The sequence below is a fragment of the Haloarcula sp. JP-Z28 genome, from assembly GCF_011440255.1.
In the GTDB taxonomy this organism is placed as follows: domain Archaea; phylum Halobacteriota; class Halobacteria; order Halobacteriales; family Haloarculaceae; genus Haloarcula; species Haloarcula marismortui.
In genome coordinates, this window is the sequence record NZ_JAAOHT010000035.1 from 1 (window position 1) to 26,354 (window position 26,354).

Annotated in this window: 31 protein-coding genes and 1 pseudogene; 13 read left to right on the forward strand and 19 right to left on the reverse strand. The window is 63.2% G+C overall.

Features of this window, described 5'->3' with window-relative positions; genetic code table 11:
• Both G9463_RS13325 and G9463_RS13330 read left to right on the forward strand, forming a co-directional pair.
• Positions 1-173, forward strand: a pseudogene (locus G9463_RS13325) (IS5/IS1182 family transposase); the annotation flags it as partial.
• A gap of 2 nt (positions 174-175) precedes the next feature.
• A complete protein-coding gene (locus G9463_RS13330; protein ID WP_165896954.1) occupies positions 176-343 on the forward strand; it encodes a hypothetical protein in 168 nt (55 codons plus the stop codon).
• Between the two features lie 51 nt (positions 344-394).
• On the opposite strand, the gene G9463_RS13335 is transcribed toward G9463_RS13330, so the two are convergent.
• Genes G9463_RS13335 through G9463_RS13345 form a run of 3 tightly spaced genes read right to left on the reverse strand, consistent with a single transcriptional unit; the run spans position 395 to position 2,432 of the window.
• Positions 395-1,045: a bifunctional 4-hydroxy-2-oxoglutarate aldolase/2-dehydro-3-deoxy-phosphogluconate aldolase gene (locus G9463_RS13335; protein WP_165896956.1), complete on the reverse strand. Its 651-nt coding sequence runs from the start codon at positions 1,043-1,045 to the stop codon at positions 395-397.
• Positions 1,046-1,100: 55 nt separating this feature from the next.
• Positions 1,101-1,475: a cupin domain-containing protein gene (locus G9463_RS13340; RefSeq protein ID WP_121301981.1), complete on the reverse strand. Its 375-nt coding sequence runs from the start codon at positions 1,473-1,475 to the stop codon at positions 1,101-1,103.
• Between the two features lie 48 nt (positions 1,476-1,523).
• Complete coding sequence (locus G9463_RS13345) at positions 1,524-2,432, reverse strand: AEC family transporter (RefSeq protein WP_004964633.1); 909 nt, start codon at positions 2,430-2,432, stop codon at positions 1,524-1,526.
• 178 nt (positions 2,433-2,610) lie between these two features.
• Between G9463_RS13345 and G9463_RS13350 the strand changes: the two genes are divergently transcribed.
• From G9463_RS13350 to G9463_RS13360, 3 genes are all read left to right on the forward strand, one after another.
• Positions 2,611-3,123 carry a hypothetical protein gene (locus G9463_RS13350; protein ID WP_121301980.1) on the forward strand — a complete coding sequence of 171 codons (513 nt, stop codon included), beginning with the start codon at positions 2,611-2,613 and terminating at the stop codon, positions 3,121-3,123.
• A gap of 108 nt (positions 3,124-3,231) precedes the next feature.
• Positions 3,232-4,641, forward strand: coding sequence for a signal recognition particle protein Srp54 (locus tag G9463_RS13355; protein ID WP_165896957.1), 1,410 nt, complete (start codon positions 3,232-3,234; stop codon positions 4,639-4,641).
• A gap of 109 nt (positions 4,642-4,750) precedes the next feature.
• On the forward strand, positions 4,751-5,149 hold the full coding sequence (locus tag G9463_RS13360) for a universal stress protein (RefSeq protein ID WP_004964622.1): 399 nt from the start codon (positions 4,751-4,753) through the stop codon (positions 5,147-5,149).
• Positions 5,150-5,157: 8 nt separating this feature from the next.
• Here G9463_RS13360 and G9463_RS13365 read toward each other — a convergent pair whose 3' ends face one another.
• The 6 genes from G9463_RS13365 to G9463_RS13390 all read right to left on the reverse strand — a co-directional run bounded on the left by G9463_RS13365 (position 5,158) and on the right by G9463_RS13390 (position 10,887).
• A complete protein-coding gene (locus tag G9463_RS13365; protein WP_004964620.1) occupies positions 5,158-5,841 on the reverse strand; it encodes a co-chaperone YbbN in 684 nt (227 codons plus the stop codon).
• Positions 5,842-6,585 carry an ABC transporter ATP-binding protein gene (locus tag G9463_RS13370; protein WP_165896958.1) on the reverse strand — a complete coding sequence of 248 codons (744 nt, stop codon included), beginning with the start codon at positions 6,583-6,585 and terminating at the stop codon, positions 5,842-5,844. It abuts the gene before it with no gap.
• Complete coding sequence (locus G9463_RS13375; protein ID WP_004964614.1) at positions 6,582-7,340, reverse strand: ABC transporter ATP-binding protein; 759 nt, start codon at positions 7,338-7,340, stop codon at positions 6,582-6,584. Before G9463_RS13375 ends, G9463_RS13370 begins: the two co-directional genes overlap by 4 nt.
• Complete coding sequence (locus G9463_RS13380; protein WP_004964609.1) at positions 7,337-8,428, reverse strand: branched-chain amino acid ABC transporter permease; 1,092 nt, start codon at positions 8,426-8,428, stop codon at positions 7,337-7,339. Before G9463_RS13380 ends, G9463_RS13375 begins: the two co-directional genes overlap by 4 nt.
• On the reverse strand, positions 8,425-9,363 hold the full coding sequence (locus G9463_RS13385; protein WP_007189237.1) for a branched-chain amino acid ABC transporter permease: 939 nt from the start codon (positions 9,361-9,363) through the stop codon (positions 8,425-8,427). The genes G9463_RS13380 and G9463_RS13385 overlap by 4 nt, the downstream gene beginning before the upstream one ends.
• A 132-nt stretch (positions 9,364-9,495) precedes the next feature.
• A complete protein-coding gene (locus G9463_RS13390; RefSeq protein WP_127013735.1) occupies positions 9,496-10,887 on the reverse strand; it encodes a substrate-binding protein in 1,392 nt (463 codons plus the stop codon).
• Between the two features lie 131 nt (positions 10,888-11,018).
• On the opposite strand from G9463_RS13390, the gene G9463_RS13395 reads away from it, so the two are divergent.
• From G9463_RS13395 to G9463_RS13410, 4 genes are all read left to right on the forward strand, one after another.
• Positions 11,019-11,861 (forward strand): hypothetical protein, encoded by an 843-nt coding sequence (locus G9463_RS13395; RefSeq protein ID WP_165896959.1) that lies wholly within the window; start codon positions 11,019-11,021, stop codon positions 11,859-11,861.
• A 55-nt stretch (positions 11,862-11,916) separates the two neighbouring features.
• Positions 11,917-12,495, forward strand: a complete 579-nt coding sequence (locus tag G9463_RS13400; protein ID WP_007189235.1) for a magnesium transporter — start codon at positions 11,917-11,919, stop codon at positions 12,493-12,495.
• Positions 12,496-13,062, forward strand: a complete 567-nt coding sequence (locus G9463_RS13405) for a magnesium transporter (RefSeq protein WP_004964594.1) — start codon at positions 12,496-12,498, stop codon at positions 13,060-13,062.
• Between the two features lie 123 nt (positions 13,063-13,185).
• Positions 13,186-14,232 (forward strand): nucleoside recognition protein, encoded by a 1,047-nt coding sequence (locus G9463_RS13410; RefSeq protein WP_165896960.1) that lies wholly within the window; start codon positions 13,186-13,188, stop codon positions 14,230-14,232.
• A 19-nt stretch (positions 14,233-14,251) separates the two neighbouring features.
• On the opposite strand, the gene G9463_RS13415 is transcribed toward G9463_RS13410, so the two are convergent.
• Both G9463_RS13415 and G9463_RS13420 read right to left on the reverse strand, forming a co-directional pair.
• On the reverse strand, positions 14,252-14,986 hold the full coding sequence (locus G9463_RS13415; protein ID WP_004964588.1) for a GNAT family N-acetyltransferase: 735 nt from the start codon (positions 14,984-14,986) through the stop codon (positions 14,252-14,254).
• Positions 14,987-15,109: 123 nt separating this feature from the next.
• Entirely contained in the window at positions 15,110-16,003 is an 894-nt protein-coding gene (locus G9463_RS13420; RefSeq protein ID WP_011224635.1) for a CBS domain-containing protein, read from the reverse strand.
• Positions 16,004-16,090: 87 nt separating this feature from the next.
• Between G9463_RS13420 and G9463_RS13425 the strand changes: the two genes are divergently transcribed.
• From G9463_RS13425 to G9463_RS13435, 3 genes are all read left to right on the forward strand, one after another.
• Positions 16,091-17,047, forward strand: coding sequence for a lamin tail domain-containing protein (locus G9463_RS13425; protein ID WP_165896961.1), 957 nt, complete (start codon positions 16,091-16,093; stop codon positions 17,045-17,047).
• A 51-nt stretch (positions 17,048-17,098) separates the two neighbouring features.
• Positions 17,099-18,154 carry a molybdopterin-dependent oxidoreductase gene (locus G9463_RS13430; protein WP_165896962.1) on the forward strand — a complete coding sequence of 352 codons (1,056 nt, stop codon included), beginning with the start codon at positions 17,099-17,101 and terminating at the stop codon, positions 18,152-18,154.
• A gap of 242 nt (positions 18,155-18,396) precedes the next feature.
• Positions 18,397-18,741, forward strand: a complete 345-nt coding sequence (locus tag G9463_RS13435) for a hypothetical protein (protein WP_004964575.1) — start codon at positions 18,397-18,399, stop codon at positions 18,739-18,741.
• Positions 18,742-18,799: 58 nt separating this feature from the next.
• On the opposite strand, the gene G9463_RS13440 is transcribed toward G9463_RS13435, so the two are convergent.
• From G9463_RS13440 to G9463_RS13470, 7 genes are all read right to left on the reverse strand, one after another.
• On the reverse strand, positions 18,800-19,423 hold the full coding sequence (locus G9463_RS13440) for an HAD family hydrolase (RefSeq protein ID WP_165896963.1): 624 nt from the start codon (positions 19,421-19,423) through the stop codon (positions 18,800-18,802).
• The gene (locus tag G9463_RS13445) at positions 19,420-19,842 is read right to left on the reverse strand and encodes an RNA-binding domain-containing protein (RefSeq protein ID WP_165896964.1); all 423 of its coding nucleotides are present in this window, start codon (positions 19,840-19,842) and stop codon (positions 19,420-19,422) included. Before G9463_RS13445 ends, G9463_RS13440 begins: the two co-directional genes overlap by 4 nt.
• Entirely contained in the window at positions 19,839-20,402 is a 564-nt protein-coding gene (locus G9463_RS13450) for an AAA family ATPase (RefSeq protein ID WP_004964567.1), read from the reverse strand. The genes G9463_RS13445 and G9463_RS13450 overlap by 4 nt, the downstream gene beginning before the upstream one ends.
• Before the next feature lie 51 nt (positions 20,403-20,453).
• On the reverse strand, positions 20,454-21,296 hold the full coding sequence (locus G9463_RS13455; protein WP_004964564.1) for a polyprenyl synthetase family protein: 843 nt from the start codon (positions 21,294-21,296) through the stop codon (positions 20,454-20,456).
• A 61-nt stretch (positions 21,297-21,357) separates the two neighbouring features.
• Positions 21,358-22,308, reverse strand: a complete 951-nt coding sequence (locus G9463_RS13460) for an electron transfer flavoprotein subunit alpha/FixB family protein (RefSeq protein WP_007189227.1) — start codon at positions 22,306-22,308, stop codon at positions 21,358-21,360.
• A complete protein-coding gene (locus G9463_RS13465; protein ID WP_165896965.1) occupies positions 22,308-23,099 on the reverse strand; it encodes an electron transfer flavoprotein subunit beta/FixA family protein in 792 nt (263 codons plus the stop codon). Before G9463_RS13465 ends, G9463_RS13460 begins: the two co-directional genes overlap by 1 nt.
• A gap of 81 nt (positions 23,100-23,180) precedes the next feature.
• Positions 23,181-24,275 (reverse strand): hypothetical protein, encoded by a 1,095-nt coding sequence (locus G9463_RS13470; RefSeq protein ID WP_165896966.1) that lies wholly within the window; start codon positions 24,273-24,275, stop codon positions 23,181-23,183.
• Positions 24,276-24,429: 154 nt separating this feature from the next.
• Here G9463_RS13470 and G9463_RS13475 point away from each other — a divergent pair, with 154 nt between their 5' ends.
• Entirely contained in the window at positions 24,430-25,662 is a 1,233-nt protein-coding gene (locus tag G9463_RS13475) for a hypothetical protein (protein WP_165896967.1), read from the forward strand.
• Between the two features lie 26 nt (positions 25,663-25,688).
• Here the strand turns inward: G9463_RS13475 and G9463_RS13480 are convergent, their stop codons facing one another.
• Entirely contained in the window at positions 25,689-26,309 is a 621-nt protein-coding gene (locus G9463_RS13480; RefSeq protein ID WP_004964555.1) for a methyltransferase domain-containing protein, read from the reverse strand.
• Between the last annotated feature and the right edge of the window lie 45 nt (positions 26,310-26,354).

Below are 26,354 nucleotides of genomic sequence, written 5' to 3' on the forward strand. Positions count from 1 at the left end.
TACTCATCCGGACAAAAGGCTACTCTCAGCGCTGGATGGCCGAAACATCGTATTCGACAACGAAGCGCTCGCTCGGCGACGCCGTGCGAGCGCTCGGCTGGTATCGACAGTTCCGTGAGATTGTCCTGATGTTCGCCATCTCGAACATAGAACCGCTCTGTGAACCACTCTAACCGTGACTCAGCATCTATTCAACACGGCAGAAATATCAGAGAACGAAACTGGGACGGCCGGAAACGAGACTGCGGTTCCGGGCAACGAAACTGACCTGCCCGGCGATGAGACTGGAACGGCTGGGAACGAGACAGGCAACGAGACGACCGAGAACGACACCGGAACGTAAGCCGCTGCCGCCGTGCCGGGCCTCGTTCTGCTCGGCCGGGTGAGATTGTTGCTACTCTCGGGCGGCCTCTACGGCGTCGACGAACGCCGCGGCCTGTTCGCGGACGCCGTCCATGTCGTCGTTTTCGATGGCCTCGTAATTGACCAGCGCCGAGCCTGCGCCAACGGCGACCGCGCCGGCATCGAAGAACTCGTCGACGTTATCGGTCGAGACACCACCGGTCGGCATAATCGGCACGTCACCGAGTGGGCCCTGCAGCGCGCCGATGTGGGCCGGGCCGACCGTTTTCGCTGGGAACATCTTCAGGATATCCGCGCCCGCTTCCATCGCGTCGGCGGCCTCCGTCGGCGTCATGACGCCCGGGATAGCGAGGACGCCCTCGCGGTTGCACACGTCGATGACGTCCTCGTTGAGGTTTGGCGAGAGGACGAACTCCGCGCCGGCTTCGATGACGTTGCGGGCGGCGGCGGCGTCCATGACCGTGCCGGCCCCGATGATGGCGTCGGTGTCGTCGAGTGCCTTGTCGACGGCGGCGATCATGTCCGAGCAGCGCTTCGCATCCGCCGTCAGTTCCAGTGCTGTGACGCCGCCTTCGTGGACGGCTGTCGCCACGTCGACCATCTTTTCCTCGGGAATCCCGCGCAGGACTGCCGTGACACCACTGTCGACCAGTTCCTGTTGTACCGCCTGTTTGCTCGTCATGGGCGCAACTGTGACGGGGTGGCTGAAAAGCGTGTCTGAACCGCCGAGCCCCTCGCTACGCGTCGGGGTCGTATGGGCGCGCGATATCGGTCGGCGGTGCGCCGACGCCAAGCACAGTAACTGATTCGTCGGCATCGGCGGGGTTGTGCGCGCGGTGCGGGCTGTCCGGTTCGGCGACGAACACCTCGTCGGCCGAGACGACGTACTCCCCGTCGGGCGTTTCGACGTGGAGCGTGCCTTCGAGCACGTAGAACAGTTCCTCGCGCGTCTCGTGGTAGTGGTAGGTCCGCGAGAGGTCTTCGCCGGGTGCCATCTCGTAGGTAGCCGCGTGGAGTGCGTGGAGTTCGGCGGCGTCGGAGATGCCGCGCCGGTCACAGGGGTAGTCCGCAGTTTCCGACAGCGACTCGGGGTCGATCTGGTGATAGCCCATATCGTCGGTGGGGGCGTCGGCGTGCAAAAGCGTGACCACGCTGGGGCATCAGGTGAACAGCCAGACTAGGAGCGAAAGCGTTCCGATGGAGACCACTGTTGATGTGAAGACATTCAGCGAAGCGAACGCCGCGTCGCCGCCGAGTTCCGTCGTATAGACGTACGTCGACACTGCCGTTGGGGTGCCGAGCATCACGACCGCTGCGCCCAGCGCCGTCGTGTCCATCGACAGCGAGGAGTACACCAGCCACGCCAGCGCCGGCATCCACAGCACCTTCAGCCCGACGACGCTGACGGTCTTCTGCAGGTCCGACACCGGGAGGTCCGTGTCGAGCGTCGCACCGATGCACAGCAGGGCGACTGGCAGCGCCAGTTCGGCCGGCGGGCCGAGCGCACTGATGAGTGCCTCCGGAACGGATAGCGACAGGACCGAGGCTGTGATGCCCGCCGCCAGCGCGATGAGTACCGGGTTCGTCACGAGTTTCCTGCACTCGCTCAGCAGCGAGGCGTCGCTCCCGTTGATGCGGACCAGCAGGAATACCGTCACCGGGACGTGGGTCACCGCACCGATCCCGAGGATGACGCTGGCGACGGCCGTCGCTTCGCTGCCCATCGTTGCCGCCACGAGTGGCAGACCGAGAAACCCCATGTTGCTGTGATACGACTGGACGACGGAGACGCTGCGGCGGTCGGCGGACTCCAGCCGACGGTGGACGAGCCAGCCCAGTGTTATCGTCAGCGCGATGATAACCCAGAACCCCCCCAGCAACGCCGGCGAAATGATTTCCTGTAATGGGCGGTCATACGTGGACCGGAATATGAGTGCCGGCAGCGCGACGGTAAAGACGAGTGTGGTGAGGATATCCGTCCGTCGCTCGGTCAACAGCCCGAAATGGCCGGCGGCGACGCCGCCCGAAAGAAACGCGATCATGAATCCGAGCTGTCCGAGAACGGCCATGTTGTTCCCCAACCGGTTCGTCTTTTTGACCCTTTCGTCACGGGCAGAAACAGTATCAGCGGAGAAGCTGGAGAGAGTTCACAGAGAATTGGAACTGATTCTGAAGGATTTTTGAAAAATCTTCTCAATACCCCTCTCCCTGGTGAACTGTGGAGGCGGAGACAGCCTCCAGAGCACCATGACTGGAAGCGAACAATCGACACGGCGACAGGTTCTCCGGACAACAGCAGCCCTCGGCGTCGCAGGTGTTGGGCTGTCTGTGACTGGAGCAACTGCAGCGAACCCAGGAAAGGGAGATGAGCGCGGTGCGGGGAAAGAGTTTGGTCGTGTCTATGCGAACGACGTACTCTGGCGGACAAACGTTGTGAACGTCCTTGACGAGCGTCCCAACCCGGAAGACAAAATCTACTTCCTGCATGATGGAAGCAGACCGATCGTGGCTAACGAGAAGGTGAGCGCCGACCAACGCTCACCGTTCGTCTCCGAGTCAGCACCCGGTGACCGGGACTGGAACGGTGGGCAATGGACGCACTTCTCGGCAGAGGTGACTGACATTGCGGCGTTCAATGACGACGCACCGCTGGCAACCGATAGCGATATCCTAGACAAAGACTACATCAGCGTCACTCTCGGCCGCCCTGGTTTCGGCCCACCCGACTTCTTTGTCTGCCCACTGAACGGTCGCGCATAGCGACATCCCTACAACCACTTTTCTGATTGCTGTCGGCTCACGGCTCCAGGGGAGTCGGGCGCATGACAACAAGCCTTTACCCGCACCGTCGCGTATCTCGCGCCAACAATGGTACTCGACGATCTTGGGAGTTCACTCCGGGGGACGCTTGACGACCTCCGGGGGAAATCCCGGCTCTCTGAAGAAGACATCGAGGACATCGTCAAGGAGATTCAGCGGTCGCTGTTGCAGGCCGACGTGGATGTCGGGCTCGTACAGGACCTCTCCAACAGTATCGAAACACGCGCGCTGGATGAGGAACCGCCGGCGGGGACGACCCCGCGGGACTGGGTCCTGCGAATCGTCTACGAAGAACTGGTCGACCTCGTCGGCGAGTCGACCGAACTCCCGCTGGAAGAGCAGACGATTATGCTCGCCGGCCTGTACGGGTCGGGGAAGACGACGACGGCCGCGAAGATGGCGTGGTGGTTCTCGACGAAAGGGCTCCGGCCGGCCATTATCCAGACTGACACGGACCGGCCCGGCGCATACGACCAGTCCAAGGAGATGGCCGAGCGCGCTGAGGTGGACTTCTACGGCGACCCCGACGAGGACGACCCGGTGAAGATCGCCCGTGACGGGCTGGAAGCGACGGAGAACGCGGACGTTCGCATCGTGGACACGGCGGGCCGTGACGGCCTGAACGAGGAACTCATCGAACAGATCGAGCGCATCGAGCAGGAGGTCCAGCCCGACCGGGACCTGCTCGTACTGGACGCGGCGATGGGCCAGAGCGCCAAGAGCCAGGCCGCCGACTTCGAGGCGGCCATCGGCATCGACGGCGTCATCATCACGAAGCTCGACGGGACGGCGAAAGGTGGCGGCGCGCTCGCCGCCGTCAACGAGACCGACTCAACCATCGCCTTCCTCGGTGCGGGTGAGACGGTCAAGGACATCGAGCGGTTCGAGCCCTCCGGGTTCATCTCCCGACTGCTCGGGATGGGCGACCTCAAGCAGCTCACCGAGCGCGTCGAGCGCGCGATGGAGGAAACCCAGGAAGGCGACGAGGAGGACTGGGACCCCGAGGACATGCTGGAGGGGCAGTTCACCCTCAAGGACATGCGCAAGCAGATGCAGACGATGAACAACATGGGGCCGCTGGACCAGGTGATGGACATGATCCCTGGTCTGGGCGGCGGGCTGATGGACCAGCTCCCTGACGACGCGATGGACGTGACCCAGGAGCGGATGCAGGACTTCGATGTCATCATGGACTCGATGACGGAGGAGGAACTGGAGAATCCCCGCGTCGTCGGCCAGTCCCGGACCAAGCGCATCTGCCGTGGGTCCGGCAAGCCCGAGGAGCGGGTGCGTGAACTCCTCCAGCAACACAAGCAGATGGAGCAGATGCTCAAGCAGTTCCAGGGTATGGGCGACGGCGACATGGAGCGGATGATGAAACAGATGCAGCAGGGCGGTGGCGGCGGTGGCGGCATGGGCGGTATGGGTGGCGGCGGTATGGGGCCGTTCGGCGACTGACGCCGCTGCGTCGATCCGCGGAACGCGATGCGCGACGTTATTTTTGATGATCTATGTTCGAAATCCGGGCCAGAACTAAGGGTTGGCCCGTTCTACAGATGAAGCGAGCATGTACGAAATTGTCGCTGGGATAGACAAAAGTGAGGCTCGTGGGACCGCCATCGCTGAATCGATAACCGAGATTCCGATGGACGCCAGCCAGGTCCGTGTCACGCTGTTACACGACTTCGAGGAGAACCCTGAAGGCGCGTCCGTCGACCAGGTGGCCTCCGTGCGCCGGGCACGGGAAGTCCTCGAGGATGCTGGCGTCGAGGTGGCTCTGGAAGAGTCAAGCGGCGAACCGGCCGACGCGATCCTCCGGTTGGCCGACGAGCAGGACGTCGATATGATTGTCGTCGCCGGACGCAAGCGGACGCCGACAGGCAAGGTGCTGTTCGGCAGTGTCACACAGAGCGTGATTCTGGGCACGGACCGATCCGTGCTGGTCTGCAGCGGCGAAGAGGAGTAACGCCGCAGTCAGACGCCGTACACTTCTTCGACTCGCTCAGCGAGCGGCGACGGGTCTGTCCGGCCAGTGATCCGTTCGACAGGCTCGCCGTCCTCGAACAGCACGACAGCGGGGGCCGCGTTGACCCCGACCGACTGACAGAACTCCGGGGAGCGCTCGCCGGCGATGCCGCCGACCGGGACGCCGTCCGGGAATGCGGCCAAAACGTCATCTAACTCCGCTTTCATTGCTTCGCAGGGATCACAGAACAGCTTCCACACAGTCACGACACACCGGTCGTGGGCGTCGACGAACGCCTCGTAGCTGTCGTCGTCGAGGTGTTTGACTCCCTCGGGGACCGGTGTTTCCGGCCCCAGTTCGGTCGCCATCTGTGCCATCGTCGTCAGCTCCACGGTGGTGTAGGAGTCGTCGACGTTCGATCGCAGGGTCAGGAACGTGGCAAACTCCTCGCGTGACACGTCGAGTTCGTCGACCCGCTGGGCCGCTTCAGCGGCCGAATCGAGGCCGAACACGTCGGCGACGGACTCGTGGAACTCCGCGTCGCCCATCGTCACGTAGGTGTCGTAGTACACCTCGCGGTCGGCCTCGAACGCTTCTGTCGTGCTGACCTCGTCTGTTTCCTCGTCGATGACGACGACACCTTCAGATTGCAGTGCGTCGAGCAGCGATTCGGGGGATTGTGTGTCCGACATTCAGACACCTAGGTACTTATCGCGGGTCTCTTGGTCGTTTTGCAGTTCCTCAGCGGGCCCTTCGAAGACCACCTGCCCACGGTCAAGCACGTAACATCGGTCGGCGATTTTCATTGCTGCGACGGCGTTTTGTTCGACCAGCAGTATCGTCGTCCCGTCCTCGCTGATGCGTTCGATGGCGTTTTCGACAGACTCGATGATCTGTGGTGCCAGCCCCTCGTATGGCTCGTCGAGCATCAACAGGTCGGTGCTCTGGTGGAGCGCGCGAGCGATGGCGAGCATCTGCTGTTCGCCTCCGGAGAGCGTGCCGGCCTTCTGGGAGCGCCGTTCGTCGAGTCTCGGGAAGTACTCGTAGATCTCCGCCGCCGACATCCCTTCGTCGCGGAAATCGAGCTTCCGCCGCCAGGTGTTGGATTTGTTGCGGACGGTGTCCGCGAGGTGGAGGTTCTCGGCGACGGTCAGGTCAGCGAACACGCGCCGTTCCTCCGGGACCAGCGAGATACCGCGGACGGCGATGTCCTCCGGCGGAGCGTTGGTGATGTCCGTTCCGTCGAACTGGATCGCACCGCTCCGAACGTCAGGCGGCGTCGCCCCGGAGATACACCGGAGCGTCGAGGTCTTTCCCGCGCCGTTACGGCCCAGCAGGGCCGTAATTTCGCCGTCGTCGACGCTCATCGACACATCCTGGATGATGTGGCTCTCGCCGTAGTAGCCGTTGATGTTGTCCACGTCGAGTAGCGTCATTCCTCGACACCTCCCAGATACGCTTCCTGTACCGCAGGGTCGTTCTGTACCTCCGTCGGCGTCCCCTCCGCGATGACCGACCCACGGTTGAGGACGACGATGCGGTCGGAGATGTCGAAGACGATCTCCATGTCGTGCTCGACCAGCAGGAACGTCAGATCGAGCTCATCCTTGACGCGTTTGATGAGGTCGACGGTCGATTTCGTCTCGTCGGGCGACATTCCCGCCGTTGGCTCGTCCATCAGCAGCATATCCGGCTCGGCGGCCAGCGCGATGCCGAGTTCGAGCCGGCGCTTGTTCCCGTAGTCGAGGCTGTCGGCTTGATCCTCCCGCTCGTCGTACAGACCGACTGATTCGAGGACCTCGTTCGCCAGTTCATCGACCGCCGGGTAGCTGTTCTGATTCCGGAAGAAATTGAACCGGAACGAGCCGTGCTCGGCCGCCAGCGCCGCGATGGTTGCGTTCTCCTTGACGGTTAGTTCGGGGAAGATAGAGGCTGTCTGGAAGGACTTGCTCATCCCTCGCTGGACGACCTCGTGCGGGTCCATTCCGATGATGGAATCTCCCTGGAACGCGATCTCGCCGTAGCTCGGTTCGAGCCGTCTGGTGACGAGGTTGATGAACGTCGATTTCCCCGCACCGTTGGGGCCGATGAGGCTCACGCCCTCGCCCTGTTCTATCTCCAGATCTACCTCATCAACGGCCGTGAGGCCGCCGAACTGCTTGGTGAGTTGTTCCGTTTTGAGGACCGTCATTCGTCCTCACCTCCGACGACCATGTCACGAACGTAGTCGATACCGCCCCAGATCCCGTTGGGGAAGAGGATGACAGCGACGACGAACACAACGCCGAGGATGAGGTGCCAGAACGGGCCGAGTGTCTCGAACCCGCTGACGATGTTCTCGATGTACAGGTACAGCCCGGCACCGAACAGCGGCCCGAACAGCGAGCCGACACCGCCGAGCACAGTCATGATGACGATACGACCGGATTCGGTCCAGTACAGCGACTGCAGGGGCACGTAGTTCCCCTCGATGGTGAACAGGCTCCCGGCGATGCCAGCGAAGGCCGCCGAGATGATAAACGCCATCAGCTTGTACCGCCAGACGTCCAGCCCGACGAACTCTGCCCGCCGCTCGTTCTCGCGAATTGCGCGGAACACGGTCCCGTACGGCGAATGGAGGATGCGGTTCGCCATCGCGACCGACAGCACCGTCATGACGGCCACGAACACGTACAGCATGTTGTCAACCAGCATCGACAGCGGGAACGGCACCCCGCCGTGGATGTCGATGACGCCCAGCAGGCTGCCGATGTCCACGGAGGTGAAGCCGTTCTCACCGTTCGTCAGGAAGGCCAGCGGCGAGGCCGCCAGGTAGAACGACATCTGGCCGAACGTCAGCGTCAGGATGGCGAAGTAAATCCCACCGCGGCGCAGCGACAGGAAGCCGACAATCCACGCCAGCAACACGGCAAACGCCGTGCCGGCGAGCAACACCAGTAGCGGCGAGCTGCTGACGCTCGCGCTGAAGATGCCGGCGGCGTAGGCCGCGCCGCCGAAGAAGACGGCGTGACCGAACGACAGCAGACCGGTGTACCCCAGCAGGATGTCGAACCCGACGGCGAAGATACCGTAGATGAGCATCAGCGTCGCTAGCTGCGTGTAGCCGTCGAGGAAGTTGTTGAACAGGAACGGGAAGACGGCAACGCCCACGACGGTCAACAAGACCGTCGATATCTCTCGGTCGCGGAAGTCAGCCCATCGGTCCGCGAGGCCACCGGTGACCTCTGCATCCGTGTCGGCCGCCGCCGTGGCAGTCGCGTCGCGCGGTTCGTCGCTCATGAGACATCCACCTCCGAGCCCAGCAGCCCCTGCGGACGCACCAGCAGGACCAGTGCTGCGAGCGCGTAGATACCGACCTGGCTCCAGGCGGCGTAGCCGGTCTGGATGAGGAGCACCTGCAGCGTGCCCAGCATCAGCCCAGCGACCACGGCCCCCTCTATTTTCCCGACGCCGCCGATGACGACCGTCAGGAACGCCGGAACTAACTGTTCAGTCCCGATGTTGGGGTTGACGTTAGCGAGCGGGCCGCCGACGACGCCGGCCACGCCGGCGAGTGCGGCACCAATGCCGAAGACGACGAGGTACGGTCGGCTCAGTTTGATCCCAAGCAGGCGGACCATCTCGCCGTCGAGGGTACCGGCCTGAACGATGAGGCCGAAGTCAGTGTACTCAACGAGTGCGTACACGCCAAGGACAAGCACTGCCGTAATCGCGATGACGCCGAGTCGCCAGCGCGGGAAGTTTCCCACCACGGGCAGCGCGATGGGACCGGATGCCCACGAGGGCTGTGGGAACGGCTGGCTGCTCCCGCCAAGCAGCGCCCGAAGCAGTTCCTGGACGATTATCGCGAGCCCGAATGTCACGAGAATCTGGTCAGTGTCGGGTCGGTCGTAAAACGCCTGTGCGATGAACCGCTCCATCAGTAGTCCGATAATGAACACGACAATCGGCACGATGACCAGTGCGGCGACGAATCCCAGTCCGATACCGTATGACTGGATTCCCCATTCCGCTAACTGACCGTTGTTCAACGGAACCTGTCCAGTTATGAACAGCCCCAGATACGCGCCAACGAGGTACAGCGCCCCGTGGGCGAAGTTGACGAATTTCAGCGTCCCGAGGATAATCGACAGTCCAACCGCGAGCAGGACGTAAATCGCACCCTGTTGTAACCCATTCAGCAAGATGGTGAGGATATCCGCGAGTAGCGTCACGTCGGATTCCCCCCACTGCACTCTGCTCGTACTATCTGCGTATTCCTAATCATGCTAGTTTTTGTGTATCAAGTAAGGCAACCTCATGCACTATAAATCATGAGGGGAACGGTCCCCTGTCCGGATTATGACCTATTCGTCGCCGTACTCGCCGAGTTCGCACTCCGCGGCCGGCCCGGAATCGCACGCGTATCCGACATCGTCTCGGGACGTGATCTCGACGATGTCGATGAAGTTCCCGTCTGACTGTTCGCTCTCCGGCAGCCCCTGAGCAACCGGAATGTCCCGCTGGGCCTGGTGGTCGCAGGCGCGCATCGTCTCCTGGCCCATGCCGATGTTGCTGTACTCGTAGTCCTCCAGCTGGCGGATGACCTCCGGCGGGTAGAACGTGCCTGCCCGCTCGGCGGCGGCCGCGTACTGGAGCGTCTGCGAGTAGGCGAGCTGGGCCGGCCCGGATGGGACGCGGTCGTATTCGTCTTGGAACGCCTGCGTGAACGCGTTCGACGCCTCGTTGTCGATCTGGGAGTCCCAAGCGATCGTCCCGTAAATGCCTTCGATGGACCCACCGGCGGCCTGTGCCATCGGGCGGTTGTACAGCGGGACGACCAGCTCCATGTCCTCGTCGATACCGGCATCGACGGCCTGCGAGACGGAGTTTGCGCCGTCCAGCCCGTAGTGGTTCAGGACGAGCACGTCCGCGCCGCTGTTTGCGGCCTCCGAGAGATACGAGGAGAAGTCGCTGGTTCCGAGCGGCGTCGGGACGCTGTCGACTTCTTCCCAGCCGATTTCTGAGAGGAACTGGTTCATCGAGTCCTGCTGGGTCTGCCCCCAGGAGTAGTCGGCGTACAGCTGGTAGAAGGAGTTGTCCGAGCCATACTCGCTTTCAAGTACCGGTGCGAGCGCCTGGCCGGTCATGTACGCGTTGAACATCTCCCGGAACCCGTACCGGGCGCAGTCTTTCCCAGTCGTGTCGTTCGAGTGGGTCAGACAGGCCATGAACATGACGTTCTCCGTCTGACAGAGGCCCTGCACGGCGATGGCCACTGCACTGGAAGAGCCGCCTGAAATCATCACCACGTCGTCTCGGTTAATCATTCGCGAAGCGGCCTGCCGGGCGGTGTCGGCGTCGGTTGCGGTGTCCCCGTTTACTGAGTCGACCGTGTACCCGAGGACGCCGTCGCCGCTGAGGGAATCGAAACTGTCCACCCAGCCACCCCCGTTATTGAGGTGTTTCTGGGCGAGTTCGTACGCCCGGAGTTCGTCCTGTCCCTCAGAGGAGTAGGGACCGGACTGTGGAACGTTGAATCCGAACGTGACTGTGTCGCCCTCGACCGGGAAGTTCCCGAGCGACGGGTAGTCGTCGCCGCCGTCGCCACCACCATCGCCACCATCGCCGCCGTCGCCGCCACCATCGCCACCGTCGCCACCGGAACAACCGGCCAGTCCCGTCAGCCCTGCCACACCTGCGACGCCCGTACTCTTCAGCAACTGTCGTCGGTTGACCGAACTGCCATTAGTTGGCATGTTCCATACGGTGTCTGTATCTATCATAATAGTTTCGGTAGGTTAATCAACGATTTCACGTCTGTAGACCGACACATCCCGGAAAAATGGCGATCCGTAGCGTTATTCCGATCTGAATGGTTTGTTATAGCATGGCGAGGACTATGGGGTGGCGGCTACTCGTCCTCATCGTCGTCGTTACCGCCGGCTGTGGCGGGTTCGGGTTCAGCGATGGCGACGACCCGGTGACGCCTGCTCCGGTGCCGACCAGTTCTGCGACCACCTACCCGACTGGCGTCGGCCCAACGGGCGTCACCAGCCCATCCCTCCTCGGCTCCGCACACGGGGACCGCCTCAACGGAAGCGGGTACACGGTGACGATGAACCGGACCGTCAGATATGCAAACGGGTCATTGCGGTCCCACCTTCGAGTCCACGTCGCGCTGGACGCGAACCGGACACACCTCGCTAACATATCTGTCCGTGGCCACGCGGCCCCGGTGCTCCTTGGTCGACCGCCGGCGACTGCGTCGTTCTGGTCCGATGGCGATAGGTATCTCCGCCGACTCGCGCGAGACAACCAGACCATCTACAACGAGTACGACCCGCCGGACAGCTACGCCGGAACGTGGCGGTACTGGGTTCATACCGCCGCGCTGAACGGCCGTCCTGCCGCCGACGTGACCCGGACCGTTGCCCCGTTCCACACTCGGACCCGACAGTCCCAGCAGCCAGATGGGACTGTCTATGTCATCAGGGGCGACCGGCTGCGGGAAAACACGACATCGACAGCGTGGACGAGCCGGGAGAACGCAACACTTGTCGCCCACGTCACTCGGTCAGGGCTCGTCCGCGACTACCGGACCGAGTACACGACGGTCACGGACGGCGGCGACCCGGTCACTGTCACCAGAACTGTTCGGTTTACAGGGGTTGGGAACACGACGGTCGGGCCGCCACCGTGGCGCGACAGGGCCCAGTCGACTCCCGGCTGAGGGGTCGCCAGCGCTATCAGGGGGCTTTTTTTCGCTCGCCGTCCTTCGCCCTGCAATGACTGTCCGCGAGGTGGCACTCGAGGCCTACCGGGAAGCGCTACCGGTGCTGGCGCTCAGTGCGGTCGGCGGCCTCTTCGCGGGCGTTGTCCTTGGCGGCATGGACGCGGAGTTACAGGACGTTGCGGGACTGCTCGTACTCGTGCCGGCGCTGCTTGCCACTCGGGGGAACGTCTACGGCTCGCTCGGCGCACGTCTGGGGTCGGCGCTTCATCAGGGGCTTATCAACCCGAGGTTCTCTTTTGACGACGACCGTATCAACGCCGCCGTCGCGGCGGCACTGGCAAACGGTGTCCTCATCAGCGGCGTCGCCGCGGTGATGGCTGTCGCCCTGCTCGCGCTGGTCGGGCGACCGTCGGCCCCCCTCACAACCCTCGTCGCCATTGCGCTCATTGCGGGCTTTGTCTCCGGGCTGTTGTTGACTATTGCCGTCGTCTCGGTCGTGTTCGTCGGCTACCGCCGTGGACTTAATCCGGACACACTGGCCGGCCCGGTCGTGACGACGACGGGCGACGTGGTCGGCATCGCCACGCTGTTGGGCGCGACCCGCCTCGTCCTCGCGCTGGGGGGTGGCTGAATGGCGGAGTTCGCCTCCCAGTGGTCGGTTTCGGGTATCGTCCGGACGATGTTTCCCATTCTGGTGGTGCTCACGGCAATCGAACTCGGGAGCGGTCTCGTCCTCGATACCTTCGAGGGAACACTGCTGCAGTATCCGTCGCTACTCGTGCTCGTTCCGGTGACAATCGGGATGGCGGGCAACCTCGGCAGCATCCTCGCGGCGCGGTTCTCGACGGCGTTTCACCTCGGCCTCCTGTCGTTTGCGGTGACTGACGACCGATTGGCCGGCAACGCGATCGCCACTGTTGCCCTCGCGGTGACGCTGTTCCCGCTCGTCGGCGCTGGCGCGTGGCTCCTCCAGGCCGTCATCGGCGGCACTGCACTCCCGCTCCGGACGGTCGTCCTCGTCGCACTCGTCAGCGGGAGTCTGCTGGCGGTGCTGGCTATCGTCGTCACGACGGTGACGACCTACGCCGCCTACCGGTTCGAACTGGACCCAGACGACGTGGTCATTCCCGTCGTCACGAACGTCTGTGATGTGCTGGGCGTGGTGGTGTTGTTCGGCACTGTCCGTGTGCTCGTGTAAGGCGTCAGCGTCGGCGCTTCGGTATCCGCTGTCCAACACAGCCACCGCTGCCCGGCAGCCACCGTCCTGAAATCGACCGACGCTATCGATGGGCATTTGCGGGCCAGGGTCGTACGTTTCAGCGTGCAGTCGCTCGTCGCCGCAGTGCTCGGTCATCCGGCAGTTGCTGTCCTCGGAGATGTCGCTGTCCGGGTCCTCCGTATCACGTTTTTCCTCTCCTTTGGCGTGTTCCTCGCCGAACTGGCGGTCGCGTTCGGGCTGGTCGAGAAGATCGCCGTCGTCTCGCGCTATCTCACGTCGCCGGCGAACCTCCCGGACGAGGTCGGGACCGCTATCCTGACGACGACGGCATCGACGACCGCCGGCTACGGCATGCTCGCCGACTTCCGGGAGTCCGGCGCGCTGTCCGACCGCGCGACGATAATCGCCGTCACCATCAACACGTTCTTTGGCTTCGCTCAGCACATTATCACGTTTTACGCGCCGATACTCATCCCGATTCTGGGCTTTCGCGTCGGGGTGCTGTACGTCGCGACGCGGGGACTCATCGCGCTGGCAATTACGCTGACTGGCATCGCCGCCGGCGCGGTCCTGCTGGATGCATCTAACGTCGGCCGGCCGACCGCCGGTGCGGGCCCGACCCCGGACGGCGGGACCGCTGGCGACGCAGCCGACGTGTTCGACGACCGTCCGGAGACCCGCCGAGCGGCCGTCAGGGCCGCGTTCGACGCGACCACGGACAAAGTTCGGGACATCCTGCCACGGCTAGCGGCTATCTACGCCGTCGTCTCGCTACTGCTCGCCTACAGCGATGAACTGCTGACACTCATCGGTAGTAACGGGGCGTCTGTGACGACTGCCGCTGACGGGTTCGCCGGGCTCCTTGGCTTGCCCGGCGCGGCCATCCCTGTTATCGCCGCCTACGCGCTCGATACGACCTCGGGGGCGACGGTCATCGCACCGCTCATCCGGAACGGGACCTTCTCCGCCCGGACCGCCGTGGCGACGATGCTCGTCGGCGGCATCATCTCGTTTGCCGTCTCGACGTTCAAGCGCTCGATCCCGTTCCAGTACGGCATCTGGGGCCGGGAGTTCGGCTCGAAAGTCATCGTCGTCAACACGGGGCTGAAAATAGTCTGGATCGCGCTGGCGCTTGTCGTCTTACTGTAGTGCGGAGCCGGTGGCCCCGTCAGTCAAACGTGTAGGCCATCATCACTTCGTCGACCTGCTCGCCGTCGACGGTGTAGTGGTTCCGCCGGATTCCCTCGGTGTGCCAGCCGTGGTCTTCGAGGAACACCATCGCGTTCTCCGTGATCGCCGGCACGCTGTTGTACAGCTTCCGGTAGCCGTTGGCTTTCGCCCAGTCAAGCCCGCGTTGCATGAGCTGGCTGCCGATGCCCTGGCCACGCTGTTCCTCCCTGACACCGACGGTGAGCTGGGCCGTCTCGCGAAGCTTGTCCAGCTGCGGGATGTCGAGGTGACACCAGCCGATGACCGCCTCGTCAACTGTCGCGACGAAGAACACTCTCGATTCGACTGTGTTGTGCCGTGTGACGGCATCCTCGTACAGCAACTGTTCGGCGACGCTCTCGGCGACAACGTACGTCCCGTCGCTTGAGACGTTCCGAATGGTCTGGACGAGCCCTTCGAAATCGTCGTTGTGGGCCGGTCGAATCGTGTACGTCAGCCCGTTCGTGGTGTGTTCCTCGACTGAGCCGACATCGAGCGCCAGCGTCAGTGTCCCACCGTCGTCCTCGATGTACCCCTTCGACAGAAGGTGCGTCAGGGCCTTCTCGAACGCTTCGGGAGAGAGGTCTACCATCTCACGGACTCTATGCCGTGCCGCCGTCCCGTGTCGTTCGACGTACTGGTACACCTCCATCGCCGCGCTCGTTTCGAATGTCGGCCGTTCGACAGCGTCCATACCGGGTGTATCTACTAGCAGATTATTAACAATTGTTATTTGGTAACACGAAACAGGAAACGTGGTGGGAGTTCTCCCGGACTGGTCATAGTCGAATGTGATGGGTTGTGCCTGACTATCGGCTCAGGCCGTGTCCGGAATCGGGTCAGAGATGACAACGGCGTCGCCCTCGATAACGCAGTTCCCCTCTGAATCATCGACGGCTGTGGCCAGGCGGAACCGGTTGTCCTGAATGCGTTCGACGACCTCACAGCGGGCCGTGACCTCTTCGTCGATGTCGACGGGTCCCTGATAGCTCAGTTCTTGCGAGAGGTAAATCGTCAGTCCAGGGAGCCGCGCCAGAGCCGCGCTGATGATGCCGGACACGAGCGTTCCGTGGACAATCCGGCGGCCGAACCGCGTTCCGTCCGCGAACGTCGCGTCAAGGTGGAGTCTGTTCGTGTCGCCACTCGCTTCGGCGAAGGCCTCCACGTCAGCCTTGGATATCGTCTTGCTGAACTCGACGTGGTCACCCACGTCGATACCGTCGGCAGTCCCGTAGCTCTCGAACGTCCAGTCCTCGTTCTCGTACAGCGTGTCCGGCCGGGTGAACCGCTTTTGCTGGGACTGGTCGTTGGACATTCTCACCGCCCGAGAGAGGTGCGGGATGTAGTCCGAGAGGTCGGTCGTCGTGACGATGCCGACGAGTGACCCGTCCTCGACGACGGGCAGCTTCTTGATATTGTTCGTCTGGAGTCGGTCGACGGCCGCTTGCATGTCCGCGTCGGGGGCGACCGTCACCAGTGTCTCGGCCATCACGTCGCCGACTGACAGCGCTCTGGTATCCCCTTCGGCTGCGGTGACGGCGACGATATCGCTCTCCGTAATGATACCGACGCAGCTGCCGTCGTCCTCGACAACGAGCGAGCCGATGTCCTCGTCGCGGAGGCGCTGGGCCGCCTCAATGACCGGAGCGCTGGGACTGATGGTTTTGACAGGTGTCCGCATGATTTCCCTGACTGGCAGCGGGACGAGCATTGTACCGAGACCCAGACATGGCAGACGTATAACAGTCCGCCCGGCGACACCGCCACGCTTGTGTCGCCGGCCGCTAACATCTGTGTGATGCGATGGGGCGTGTTCGGCGTTGTCGTTGTCCTCGTGGTCGCTACTGGCTGTAGCGGGTTCGCCGGCTCGCCGTCGCAGTCGGCAGGGACCGCCGTCGACAGTCAGCCGGCAGTCAACGTTCCGGAGTCTACCGTCACCGTGACGGTCACGGCTGTCGTCGACGGTGACACGATACAGGTCGCCTACGAGAACGGGACCGGTGACACGGTCCGGCTCGTCGGTGTCGATACGCCCGAAGTCCACACGGAAAACGACCCCGCGGAGTTCGAAGGTGTCCCCGAAACTGACGACGGGGCATCCTGCCTCCGCGGGGCCGGCACGAACGCGTCGTCGCTCGCTAAACAGCGGCTCCTTGGCGAGACGGTCGGGCTCGCGTTCGACCCGAACCTGAACCGGCGCGGCTACTACGACCGACTGCTGGCTTACGTTGTTCACGACGAGGCGCTGTTCAATTACCGGCTTGTCGAGACCGGTCACGCGCGTGTGTACGACAGCGAATTCGAACGAGCCGAACTATTCTACGCCGCCGAGGAGGCCGCCCGTTCTGACCGGCGCGGGCTCTGGCGCTGTACGGACCCGGGCGAAGTGATTCGAACGGCTATCGCCGATGGCGGGACTGAGAGCGCCAGCAGCGTCGAAATTGCGGAAATCCACGCCGATGCGGCAGGCAACGACAACGAGAACCTGAACGACGAGTACGTCACGCTCACGAACACCGGCGATGCGACCCTCAACCTCTCCGGGTGGACGGTCAGCGACGCTGTGGGCCACCAGTATATGTTCACAAACCTGACCCTCGACTCGAACGGCTTGGTAACTCTCTACACCGGCAGCGGCACCGACACTGAGACAGAGCGGTACTGGGGCCGGAACGGGGCGGTCTGGAACAACGACGGCGACACCGTCATTGTCAAGAACGCCAGCGGCGCGACGGTCTTTCGACAGTCGTACTGACGCTGTCACGCCGCCACGGCAGTATAAATCAATCCAGTGCTAACAGTACCCATGACCATCCGCCGGCTGACGCCGACGCCACGGGCGGTCGACTGGGGGCTGTTTGCGGCGGTGGCGACGCTGCTTGCCACTGGTGTCGCCACCATCTTCGCAGGCATCCCCAGCAGCGCGTGGATAATCGACCTCCACGCACTCTCTGGCGTGGTCCTGACGCTTCTGTTGCCGGTGAAGCTTCGTCGTGTCTTCCACCGTGTCGCTCCGTCGCGGCTGACCGGTACTCGTGTCCTCTCGGTCGGTCTGGCCGCCGTCACACTGGGCGCGCTCGGCACCGGCGTCTGGTGGATATTCGGCGGCACGCTCGATCTCGGCCCGTGGGGCTTGTTTCACCTCCACGTCGCGCTCGGCCTGCTGGTCCCGCCACTGCTACTGGTGCATCTCCGCGCGCGGTTCTACTCGCCGGCACAGGCCACCTGTGGCGGCCGCCGGGACGTTCTCCGGTACGCTGGCTTGGTGACCGCGGGGGCGCTCCTCTGGCGAGTCCAGGGGCCGGTCAACGACGCACTTGACACGGCCGGCGCTGACCGCCGGTACACCGGGTCACGGGAGGAGGGGACCGACGACGGCAAGCGATTCCCTGTCACTAGCTGGGTCGCCGACGACCCGGACCCGGTCGACGCGGCCGATTGGTCGCTGTCGGTCGCCGGCCGGGTCGCCCACGAGGCAAGCTACGTCGCTGGCGACCTCTCGCCGGACGCGACCGAATCGGCGGTGCTTGACTGCACGAGCGGCTGGTACTCCGGTCACGAGTGGCAGGGCGTTCGCGTCGGCGACCTGCTCGACGCCGCCGACCCCGACGACGCGGCGGCGTGGGTCCAGTTCCGCTCTATTACTGGCTACCGCTGGAGTCTCCCGCTGTCAGAGGCTCGCGATGCCATGCTGGCTACCCATGTCGATGGCGAGCGCCTGGCCCACGGCCACGGCTACCCGCTCCGACTCGTCGCGCCCGGCCGTCGAGGGTTCCAGTGGGTGAAATGGGTCGAGTCAGTGCGAATCAGCAAGCGCCGCGAACTCGGGGAGTGGCTTGCGATATTCGTGAGCGGACTTTGAGTTCGTCCGAGCCCCTCAGCGGCAGCACGGTCGCCGCTCCTCGTGGCCCTTCCCCTCGGAAGGCGGCGGTTACCTGTAGTACATAGCTGCTTCGGACGGGTTTCACTCCGCTGCACTGTCGGTCCTCGCTGACCCCCGGCCCAGCGCAACACTGCGCTGTCAGCGCTCGAAAGAGCAGCTTACCGCTGTAGTTGTCACTGAAGCTACCACTAACGAAGTACCGCTGCGCGATAGCAGGAGGCATGAACTGGCGGCACCCCGCTCGATTTGCCGGTCCGTCGAACACCGCCGTCGCCCTGTGGGCGGTCGCCGTCGCTTTTTTCGGCGTCGGCGACCTCGTCACGACGCTCATTGGCTACAGCATTACTGGCGTGACCGAACTTAGCCCCGTGGTCAAACTACTGCTGGAGGAGCACGCGGTGCTGGTGCTGACCGGCCTGAAAGCCACCGTGTTCGTGGGCTTTTTCGCCGTCTGGAAGTACGTCTCTCGGCCGTATTCCATCGGCGTCCCACTTGGACTGGCGCTACTGGGCGTTGCGGTGACAGCGTGGAACACCGGCATTATCCTCACGGCTGTACTGGCCTGAGCCCCAGCGGTCGGCCGCTCCCAGTACCCGTGGTGTTCTGTGCCGGCAGTCACGCACGCTATACCAGCGCGTCGATAGAATCCCAGAGGTCTGGCCCGCCGTCATCGCCCGACTCGTAGTGAATCGGCACGAAGCCCGCGTTGCGTGCGCCCTCGACATCGGTTTCGTACTCGTTGCCGACCATCACGTACTCGTCGGCCGGTAGCTCCTCTCGGACCCGGTCGAACGGTGCGCTGTCGGGCTTGTGTGCGCCGACCTCGTAGGAGGCGACAAAGAGGTCGAACAGGTCGGTCAGCCCGTGATGGTCGAGCTTGGCGACCTGCCGCTCCCGGATACCGTTGGTGACAATCGCGAGCTGATTGTCAGCGGCAAGTGCGGTCAGGCTGTCCCGGGCTGCGTCGGGGATGGTCGTCGATGCGAACTCGGTCTCCCTGAGTGTCTCGACCAGCGCGTCGAGGTCTGTGTCGGCCCCGGCCGCCTCCACGACGGCGGCCATCGACTGGCGGTACGGGTCCGGCTCTAGCGCCTCGAAGACCGTGTAGAACGCCTCCTTGCTAACGGCCCGGAGCTCGTCCGTGTACTCGATACCGTGGGCCTCGATTGCTCTTCGGACGATGTTCTTGTACGGCTCCGGATAGTGGACGACCGTGTCATCGAGGTCAAAACAGATGGTCGTCGTCATGTGTCCTCGTCGTAGACCGGCTGGCCGTCCTCAGTTGGCGGCGCGACGTAGTCGATGTACCCCTCGGCCGTCGGTTCGGTGACGGTCACGTTCACGTGGATGTCGCCCAGTTCCGAGGGGTCACCGACCGCGAAGTTGATTCGCCCCTCGAACGCTGCTTGCTTTTTGACATCGAACGCGAAGGTGTCACCCTCTAGGTTGTCGAAGAAGACTGACCGGGCCGTATCTAGGATCTCCCGCCGGTGGAGCAGCTCGGAGAATCCGTCCATCGTGTGCACCTCCGCAACGAGTGCGCCCTGCTGGTGGGTCGGGTCGGCCTCCGGGAAGAGATTTCGAACTGCATCCGCGACCCGGTCGGTTACTTCGGTGTCGTTGACGGGGGCTTCGATTCGGATGTCGACGGAGTAGACGGCGCTCATTGGTTGAGTGCCTCCGGGCCGTCCCGAATCAGTGTGCGAACGGTCCGCTGGAACGCGGCCAGCGTCTCCGTGTTCTCGATAGTCACGTCGGCCAGCTCCATGGCCTCGCCCATCCCGAACCCGAGTTCCCGATCGTCGCGGTCCTCGAGCGACTCGCCACCGTCTTCCGCTGCGGTGTCCCGTCCGCGAAGGTCGAGCCGCTTGGCCCGCAGTTCAAACGGAGCGTCTATCTCGACGAGCAGGAACGCGTCGCCGAACGCCGTTTCGAACGCCTCGACTTCCACGTCCGACCGGATGCCGTCGACGAGAACGGTATCGTTCGATTCGAGTTCCGCCTCGATCATCGGTAGCGAGCGCTCGGCGATGGCGGCGGGGCCGTTTTCTTCCCGAAGCGCCTTCGCGACTGTTCCGTGGTCCGTTGCGGGGTCGAGCCCGCGGTCACGGCACTCTTCGCGGATGACGTCGCCCATCGTCACGACCGGCACGTCCATCTCGGCGGCGACGTTCGCTGCCTCGCTTTTCCCGCTGCCCGGCAGCCCGACGATACCGATAACTGTCATTGCCGGGCGTAATCGAGCAGCGGGCAAAAGCCCTCCCGTTCGGATCGGTCTTCACCGTTCGCGGACAACGACGAACTCCGCGAGGTCGCGCAGGTACTCCATCGACTGGGACTCCGGGGCGTCGATGGTCGACAGCGACTCGAGGGCGGCGTCGGACTCGGCCCGCGCTCGCTCGTTTGCCTCCTCGGTCGTCAGCTCCGTCACTTCCACCAGCGACGGTCGCTCCATCTCCGCGTCGGTCCCAGCCGGCTTGCCCAGGGTTTCGGCGTCGGCCGTCGCATCGAGTACGTCGTCGCGCATCTGGAAGGCTACGCCAACCCGTTCAGCGTACTGACCGACCGCCTCAACCGTGTACGGGTCCGAGTCAGCGGCAATCGCCCCCAACTCTGCCGCAGCGCGGAACAGCGCCCCGGTTTTCCGGCGAGCCAGTTCCATGTACTCCTTCTCGTTGGAGGGCTCTGCGACCAGTTCCATCGCCTCGCCCTCGCCCAGTTCGACCATCGACTCGGAGACGGTCTGCATGGCGCGCTCGTCCGTCGAAAAGAGATTGAACGCTTCGCCGAGTAGGCCATCGGAGGCGATGATGGCCGGGCCGTGGCCGAAGGCCTCCCAAGCGGCCGGGGACCCCCGGCGGAGTTCTGACTCGTCGATGATGTCGTCGATGACCAGCGAGGCGTTGTGGACGAGTTCGATGCCGACTGCGAAATCGACGGCATCGGCCGGCTCCCCACCCAGCGCCTCACACACCAGCACTGTCACCGTCGGCCGCACTCGCTTCCCCCCAGAAAGCGCCACGTGGCGCACTTCGTCTGCGAGTTCCTCCGGCTCCACGCTGTCGAGAACCGCCTCTAAGCGCTCCTCGACCCGGTCGCGCCGGCGCTCGAGATACTCCATTACCGCTCCCTTAGGACTACCATAAAAAGTACCTTGTCACCCGCGATTCAGTGTGTAGCGGCTACTGGAACTGCTCGATGAGTGCCGGGACGACCTCGAATAGGTCGTCCTGGATGCCGTAGTCGGCGATATCGAAGATCGGCGCGTTCGGGTCGGTGTTGATGGCGACAATCGTATCCGAGCCCTTCATCCCGGCGACGTGCTGGACGGCCCCGGAGATGCCGATGGCGATGTACACGTCCGGGGTGACGACCTTCCCGCTCTGGCCGACCTGACGGTCCTTCGCCAGCCAGCCGTTATCGATGAGCGGCCGCGAACCCGACACCGTCGCGTCCAGCGCCTCAGCGAGGTCGTGGATGATATCCAGATTCTCCTCTTCCTCGATCCCGCGGCCGACAGACACCAGCACGTCGGCGTCGGTGATGTCGATATCGCCACCGCCGACCTCCTCAAAGCCCTTTACCGTGGACCTGACGGCGCTCTCGTCGATGGTCGCGTCGAACGCCTCGATTGCGGCGTCGCCGTCCGTTTCAATTGTCGGCCATTCGGCCGGGCGGATGGTCACGGCCGCCTGGTCGGCGTGGACATCAATCGTCGTCTCGACTTTCGAGCCGTACAGCTCTCTGGTAGCGGTGAGGCCGTCCTCGGCGTCGATGTCGACCACGTCGGTTACGAGCGGTCGGTCCAGCCGGTTGGCGACTGCCGGCGCGTAATCGAGGCCGTTGACGCTGTTGGGCATCAGGAGGACGGTCGGGTCCAGCTCCGTGGTCAACTGGGTGACAACCTGCGTGTACACGTCGTGGTTGAACTCTTCGCCGATGTCGACAGTGTGGACGGTGTCGACGCCCTCACGGTTCAACTCCGCCCCGAACGCTTCGACATCGCCGCCGATGACGGCGGTGTGTAGCTCGCCACCGAGTTTGTCGGCGAGATCACGACCGGCTGCTAACTGTTCCAGGCTCACCGGTCGGAGCTCCCCGCGCCGGTGTTCGGCGATAGCGAGGACTGACATTAGCTGGTCACCCCCTTCTCCGCGAGCAGTTCAGCCAACTCGGTCGCCGTCTCTTCGGGACTCCCCTCGAACACTGTCGCCTCGCCCTCAGTTTCAGGCTCGTACAGCGAGGTCTGTTCGAGCGGGCTTTCGATTTCGGACGCGTCGAGGCCGATATCTGCTAGGCCGTGCTCCGCGAGCTCCTTGCTCTGGGCCTGCCGGATGCCCCGAAGACTCGCGTAGCGTGGGTCGTTGATCCCGGTCTGTATCGTCAGTACGGCCGGAATCTCGATGTCGGTGAGTTCCTCGACGCCGCCTTCCAGTTCCCGGTGGACGCTGGCAACACCCGCCTCCAGATCGAGGTCAAGATCGTTGACGACAGCGCCCCACTCCATGTCGAGCTTATCGGCCAGCGTGACACCGGTCGCCCCGAACCCGTCGTCGGCTGACTGGACGCCGGTCAGCACCAGATCGGGGTCTTCCTCGGCAGCGACGGCGGCCAGTACTTCGGCCTTCGTCTCGGGGTCCAGCAGGCCGGCGTCGGCGAGTGCGTCGTCCCAGACACGGATCGCACGGTCGGCCCCTTTTGCCAGTGCCTGCCGGATTGTCTCATCCGTCTCGGACGGGCCGACGGTGACAGTGACGACCTCGACATCGTCGTGGGCCTCCTTTATCTGGACGGCCGCTTCGACAGCGTACTCGTCCCACTCGTTGAGGTCGGCTGTGACGTAGCGGTCGTCGATAGAGAGTCCGTCGATCTCGAACTCGTCGTCGACGGCTGCCACCTCCTTTACCGTGACAAGGATTTTCATACTCGAACTCCGACCGGACAGCGAATAAACGTTTTCGAACCAGAAACCACGCCCGGCTTGTTTACACTCACCTGCTCCGGGTTACTCGTCGAAGTCGGTGATGTCCTCATCCGGGAACGAAATGAGGTTCTCCCGACCGATACGGAGCTTGTCGATGCGACCCTCTTCGTCCATCGATGAGAGTAACTGCGACACCTTCGCGTTCGACCAACCGGTCTCAGAGACGATACGGGCCTGTTTCATCCGTCCGCCGTTCTCTTCGAGGAGCCGCTCGACGCGTTCCTCGTCGCTCAGGAGTTCGACATCGACATCGTCCGAGGTTCCGGTATCGCTCGCTCGCGCTGCCGTCCCGGTGCTGTCGTCTCCGTCGTCGTTCTCGGCTCCAACCGATGGTAGTGCGTCAGTGTACCCCGTTTTGAACATGTAACTGACGGCCCCGACGAGCAGCACCATCAGTATGACCCCGCCGATCCAGGCCGAACCGATGCCGCTGAAGATCGACTCCGGGCCCTCCGTTGGCGTTCGAGTATCCGGTTGTTCCCCAGTGTACACAACGGACAGGTACCCTGGCTCGAACGTCCGTTGCCCCTCGAAAACTAGCTTTCCGTCGTCGACGGCGCTCGGGGCGCTTTCGACCCCGTATCCGGACGGTGGTGAGATGACGAATCGCTGGTCGGCGGTCAGTGTCCCAAACCACGTGCCGTCCGTGGAATTGAACGCGTCCCCGACGACGATGTTCTCGTCGGTGACGACCGCGAAGTTCGTCCACGTGAATTCGAGAATCAGCTGTCCCTTTCGGTCTGACACCTCGTACCGACGTTCGACATCGGTGATCTCCATCTCGCGACCGGTAACCGTACTGGCCTCGTCTTTAGCTTCCCGGAACGCCGGCAGCCACACTCCCTCGCCGTCCTCCTCCGCGAACTGCTCACCGGTGTCTCTAAACCACTCAGTCTCAGTCTCGTCAAGCGCATAGGTGTCCGTTATCGTCCACTTGGCGTCGCCGTTTGACTGTATCTGGAGGGCGAACGTCGTGTTCTCCGCGACCGGTGCCGGTGTCCCGGTCGTCTGTTGGGCGGGAATATCATCCGTCGCTGCCGCTGTCGCAAGCGGCGGGGTCGCCAACAGGGCAAACAGGACAAGGAGGAGGAGGGCACCTGAAACCCGCGGGGTCATTCTCGTTCACCGATGAACGTTCTGGGGGCAAAACCCTTTCCATCCAAGAATAAAACGTCAGCGGACGCTTTGAAAGGTCTCGTGCCTTCTCAGGCAATTATTGAGATATGGAGAATGGGGAGATTTTTGTACGGTGGGTGAGTATTCATCGCTGATGCGTCCCCTCCCCGCAGTCGGTGTAATCCTCCTCATGGTCGTTTCCGTGGCTGCCCCGGTGACCGGGTTCGCTCCGCCGGCCCAGACCGCTGGGGGCAGCGACCAGTTACCACAGGTCACGCCCGTCGACAATACGACGAACCATCTCGCTATCCCGGCCAGTGACGTCAGGTCAACGACGTACAACCGGTCCTCGATCGATGTCGGCGTCGCGGTTGCGGCCGGGTCCAGTGACCTCCGGAGCGATTACGCGACGACGACCTTTGAACGACAGTTCTTCCAGCAGGACAGCGAGACTGCCCGCGACCGCCTCGTCGACGAGACACTGACCGATATCGAAAGTCAGCGAACGAGTCTGGAACAACGGAACGAGGCCGCTATCCAACAATACGCCAATGGTGTAATCACCGCGACTGAGTTCCTGCGGCAGCTGGCATTGATCGATGCTGAGTCCCGCCAGCTGGCCACCCGACTTGACCGGATCCGGGCGACCGCTGGCACCGCACCGGACTACTCACTTTCACCGGCTCAGCGCTTCCGCCTGGAAAACAACAGGGGCGTGCTCAAGACGTATCGCGGCCCGATAAGCCAGCGTATCAGTGCTGAAACCGCCGGTGAGACTGAGCCGAATGCGGTGTACGTCGAAGCATCACTGGAGGGGTATATGCTGTCGACGGTCTCGGACGGCCAGTACACGCGCGAGACGTATCTCGGTCAGGACCGCGAACAGACGGCAGTCGACCAGTTCGCACAGACTAACGACTCCCTCGGTGCGGTCAACACGCGGGCGGAGAACCTCTATCCGTGGCTCTACAGCGAGCAGTACCCGTCCGTTCAGACGTACGGCCGGAGTGCTATCTACCAGATTCAGGCCGACCATCCGAACGGACGGCTGACCGCGTATCTCGACGGCGGCACGGCAAATGTTTTCTACGAAACCCAGACCCTCGACCTGACGACGGTCGACCGGTCGGAAGTGGCGACAAACGTGAATCAGTCAGTTCGCGTCCGAGTCCAGCAGTCCTTCGAGTCCGGTCCATTGCTCGTCACAGTCATTGACAACAGTACGGGCTCTACGGACGATGCGACCGTCAAAATAAACGGTAAACGAATCGGCACGACCGGCACAGACGGCGCCCTCTGGACGGTCGAACCTCGTGGGGAGTACACGGTTACTGCTATCACACAGGACGGCGACCGGGTTCGAGTGCCTGTCAGTGGGTCGGTGTAGCGACGCAGGAACCGTGGGACTCGCTGTTATTCGGGCACTTCTGCAATCGTTGTGATCGCACGCGGACTGCCCGGGCGGGACTGTTGAATGTGATGTTCGAACTCCTCGTACCCGGCCTCGGTGAACATCCGGTCAGCCTCCTCCTCGTCGTAAAACAGCATGATAGCATCGGCCATCTTCTGGAAGACGGTCGAGTTTGGATAGTCGGGGCCGACGATGAGGACTTTGCCGCCGGGCTTGGTCAGTCGGCGACACTCAGCAAGCGCGTCGACGGGGTTGGGCCAGTACTCGATTGACCCCGAGGACCACACCGCGTCGAAACTGTCGTCCTTGAACGGGAGTCGTTCGGCGTCACCGAGGTGGTAGCGTACGTCGCCGAATTTCCCGAACTTCTCGAAAGCCTTCGAGAGCTGGTGGGGGCTCTGGTCGAGCCCGTACACCGTATCGACGTGTTCGAGCAGCCCCTCAGTGGCGAAGCCGGTGCCACAGCCGACATCGAGGACCTTATCGTCGGGCGAAAGGTCGAGCATTGCGATCGCCTCGTCGCGCATCCGTTCGTCCCAGATGAAGGGGTTGATCTGGTCGTACACCTTCGAGAGATACTTGTAGAACGTCCGCGCGCGGGCTTTGTTCTCGAGGACTCCCATTACTGCCAGCTTAGGACTTGGCGGTCATAATTCCCCGGATTTCGG

Excerpts from the sequence above, each read along its gene's own strand:
- G9463_RS13460 (WP_007189227.1), bottom strand. The coding sequence starts at position 22,308 with ATGTCAGTCCTCGCTATCGCCGAACACCGGCGCGGGGAGCTCCGACCG.
- G9463_RS13395 (WP_165896959.1), top strand. The coding sequence starts at position 11,019 with ATGGCGAGGACTATGGGGTGGCGGCTACTCGTCCTCATCGTCGTCGTT.
- G9463_RS13425 (WP_165896961.1), top strand. The coding sequence starts at position 16,091 with ATGCGATGGGGCGTGTTCGGCGTTGTCGTTGTCCTCGTGGTCGCTACT.
- G9463_RS13335 (WP_165896956.1), bottom strand. The coding sequence starts at position 1,045 with ATGACGAGCAAACAGGCGGTACAACAGGAACTGGTCGACAGTGGTGTC.
- G9463_RS13455 (WP_004964564.1), bottom strand. The coding sequence starts at position 21,296 with ATGGAGTATCTCGAGCGCCGGCGCGACCGGGTCGAGGAGCGCTTAGAG.
- G9463_RS13360 (WP_004964622.1), top strand. The coding sequence starts at position 4,751 with ATGTACGAAATTGTCGCTGGGATAGACAAAAGTGAGGCTCGTGGGACC.
- G9463_RS13400 (WP_007189235.1), top strand. The coding sequence starts at position 11,917 with ATGACTGTCCGCGAGGTGGCACTCGAGGCCTACCGGGAAGCGCTACCG.
- G9463_RS13445 (WP_165896964.1), bottom strand. The coding sequence starts at position 19,842 with ATGAGCGCCGTCTACTCCGTCGACATCCGAATCGAAGCCCCCGTCAAC.
- G9463_RS13405 (WP_004964594.1), top strand. The coding sequence starts at position 12,496 with ATGGCGGAGTTCGCCTCCCAGTGGTCGGTTTCGGGTATCGTCCGGACG.
- G9463_RS13435 (WP_004964575.1), top strand. The coding sequence starts at position 18,397 with ATGAACTGGCGGCACCCCGCTCGATTTGCCGGTCCGTCGAACACCGCC.
- G9463_RS13350 (WP_121301980.1), top strand. The coding sequence starts at position 2,611 with ATGACTGGAAGCGAACAATCGACACGGCGACAGGTTCTCCGGACAACA.
- G9463_RS13345 (WP_004964633.1), bottom strand. The coding sequence starts at position 2,432 with ATGGCCGTTCTCGGACAGCTCGGATTCATGATCGCGTTTCTTTCGGGC.
- G9463_RS13415 (WP_004964588.1), bottom strand. The coding sequence starts at position 14,986 with ATGGACGCTGTCGAACGGCCGACATTCGAAACGAGCGCGGCGATGGAG.
- G9463_RS13380 (WP_004964609.1), bottom strand. The coding sequence starts at position 8,428 with ATGAGCGACGAACCGCGCGACGCGACTGCCACGGCGGCGGCCGACACG.
- G9463_RS13430 (WP_165896962.1), top strand. The coding sequence starts at position 17,099 with ATGACCATCCGCCGGCTGACGCCGACGCCACGGGCGGTCGACTGGGGG.
- G9463_RS13470 (WP_165896966.1), bottom strand. The coding sequence starts at position 24,275 with ATGACCCCGCGGGTTTCAGGTGCCCTCCTCCTCCTTGTCCTGTTTGCC.
- G9463_RS13440 (WP_165896963.1), bottom strand. The coding sequence starts at position 19,423 with ATGACGACGACCATCTGTTTTGACCTCGATGACACGGTCGTCCACTAT.
- G9463_RS13370 (WP_165896958.1), bottom strand. The coding sequence starts at position 6,585 with ATGACGCTACTCGACGTGGACAACATCAACGGCTACTACGGCGAGAGC.
- G9463_RS13355 (WP_165896957.1), top strand. The coding sequence starts at position 3,232 with ATGGTACTCGACGATCTTGGGAGTTCACTCCGGGGGACGCTTGACGAC.
- G9463_RS13450 (WP_004964567.1), bottom strand. The coding sequence starts at position 20,402 with ATGACAGTTATCGGTATCGTCGGGCTGCCGGGCAGCGGGAAAAGCGAG.
- G9463_RS13365 (WP_004964620.1), bottom strand. The coding sequence starts at position 5,841 with ATGTCGGACACACAATCCCCCGAATCGCTGCTCGACGCACTGCAATCT.
- G9463_RS13465 (WP_165896965.1), bottom strand. The coding sequence starts at position 23,099 with ATGAAAATCCTTGTCACGGTAAAGGAGGTGGCAGCCGTCGACGACGAG.
- G9463_RS13375 (WP_004964614.1), bottom strand. The coding sequence starts at position 7,340 with ATGACGGTCCTCAAAACGGAACAACTCACCAAGCAGTTCGGCGGCCTC.
- G9463_RS13340 (WP_121301981.1), bottom strand. The coding sequence starts at position 1,475 with ATGGGCTATCACCAGATCGACCCCGAGTCGCTGTCGGAAACTGCGGAC.
- G9463_RS13475 (WP_165896967.1), top strand. The coding sequence starts at position 24,430 with ATGCGTCCCCTCCCCGCAGTCGGTGTAATCCTCCTCATGGTCGTTTCC.
- G9463_RS13390 (WP_127013735.1), bottom strand. The coding sequence starts at position 10,887 with ATGCCAACTAATGGCAGTTCGGTCAACCGACGACAGTTGCTGAAGAGT.
- G9463_RS13420 (WP_011224635.1), bottom strand. The coding sequence starts at position 16,003 with ATGCTCGTCCCGCTGCCAGTCAGGGAAATCATGCGGACACCTGTCAAA.
- G9463_RS13480 (WP_004964555.1), bottom strand. The coding sequence starts at position 26,309 with ATGGGAGTCCTCGAGAACAAAGCCCGCGCGCGGACGTTCTACAAGTAT.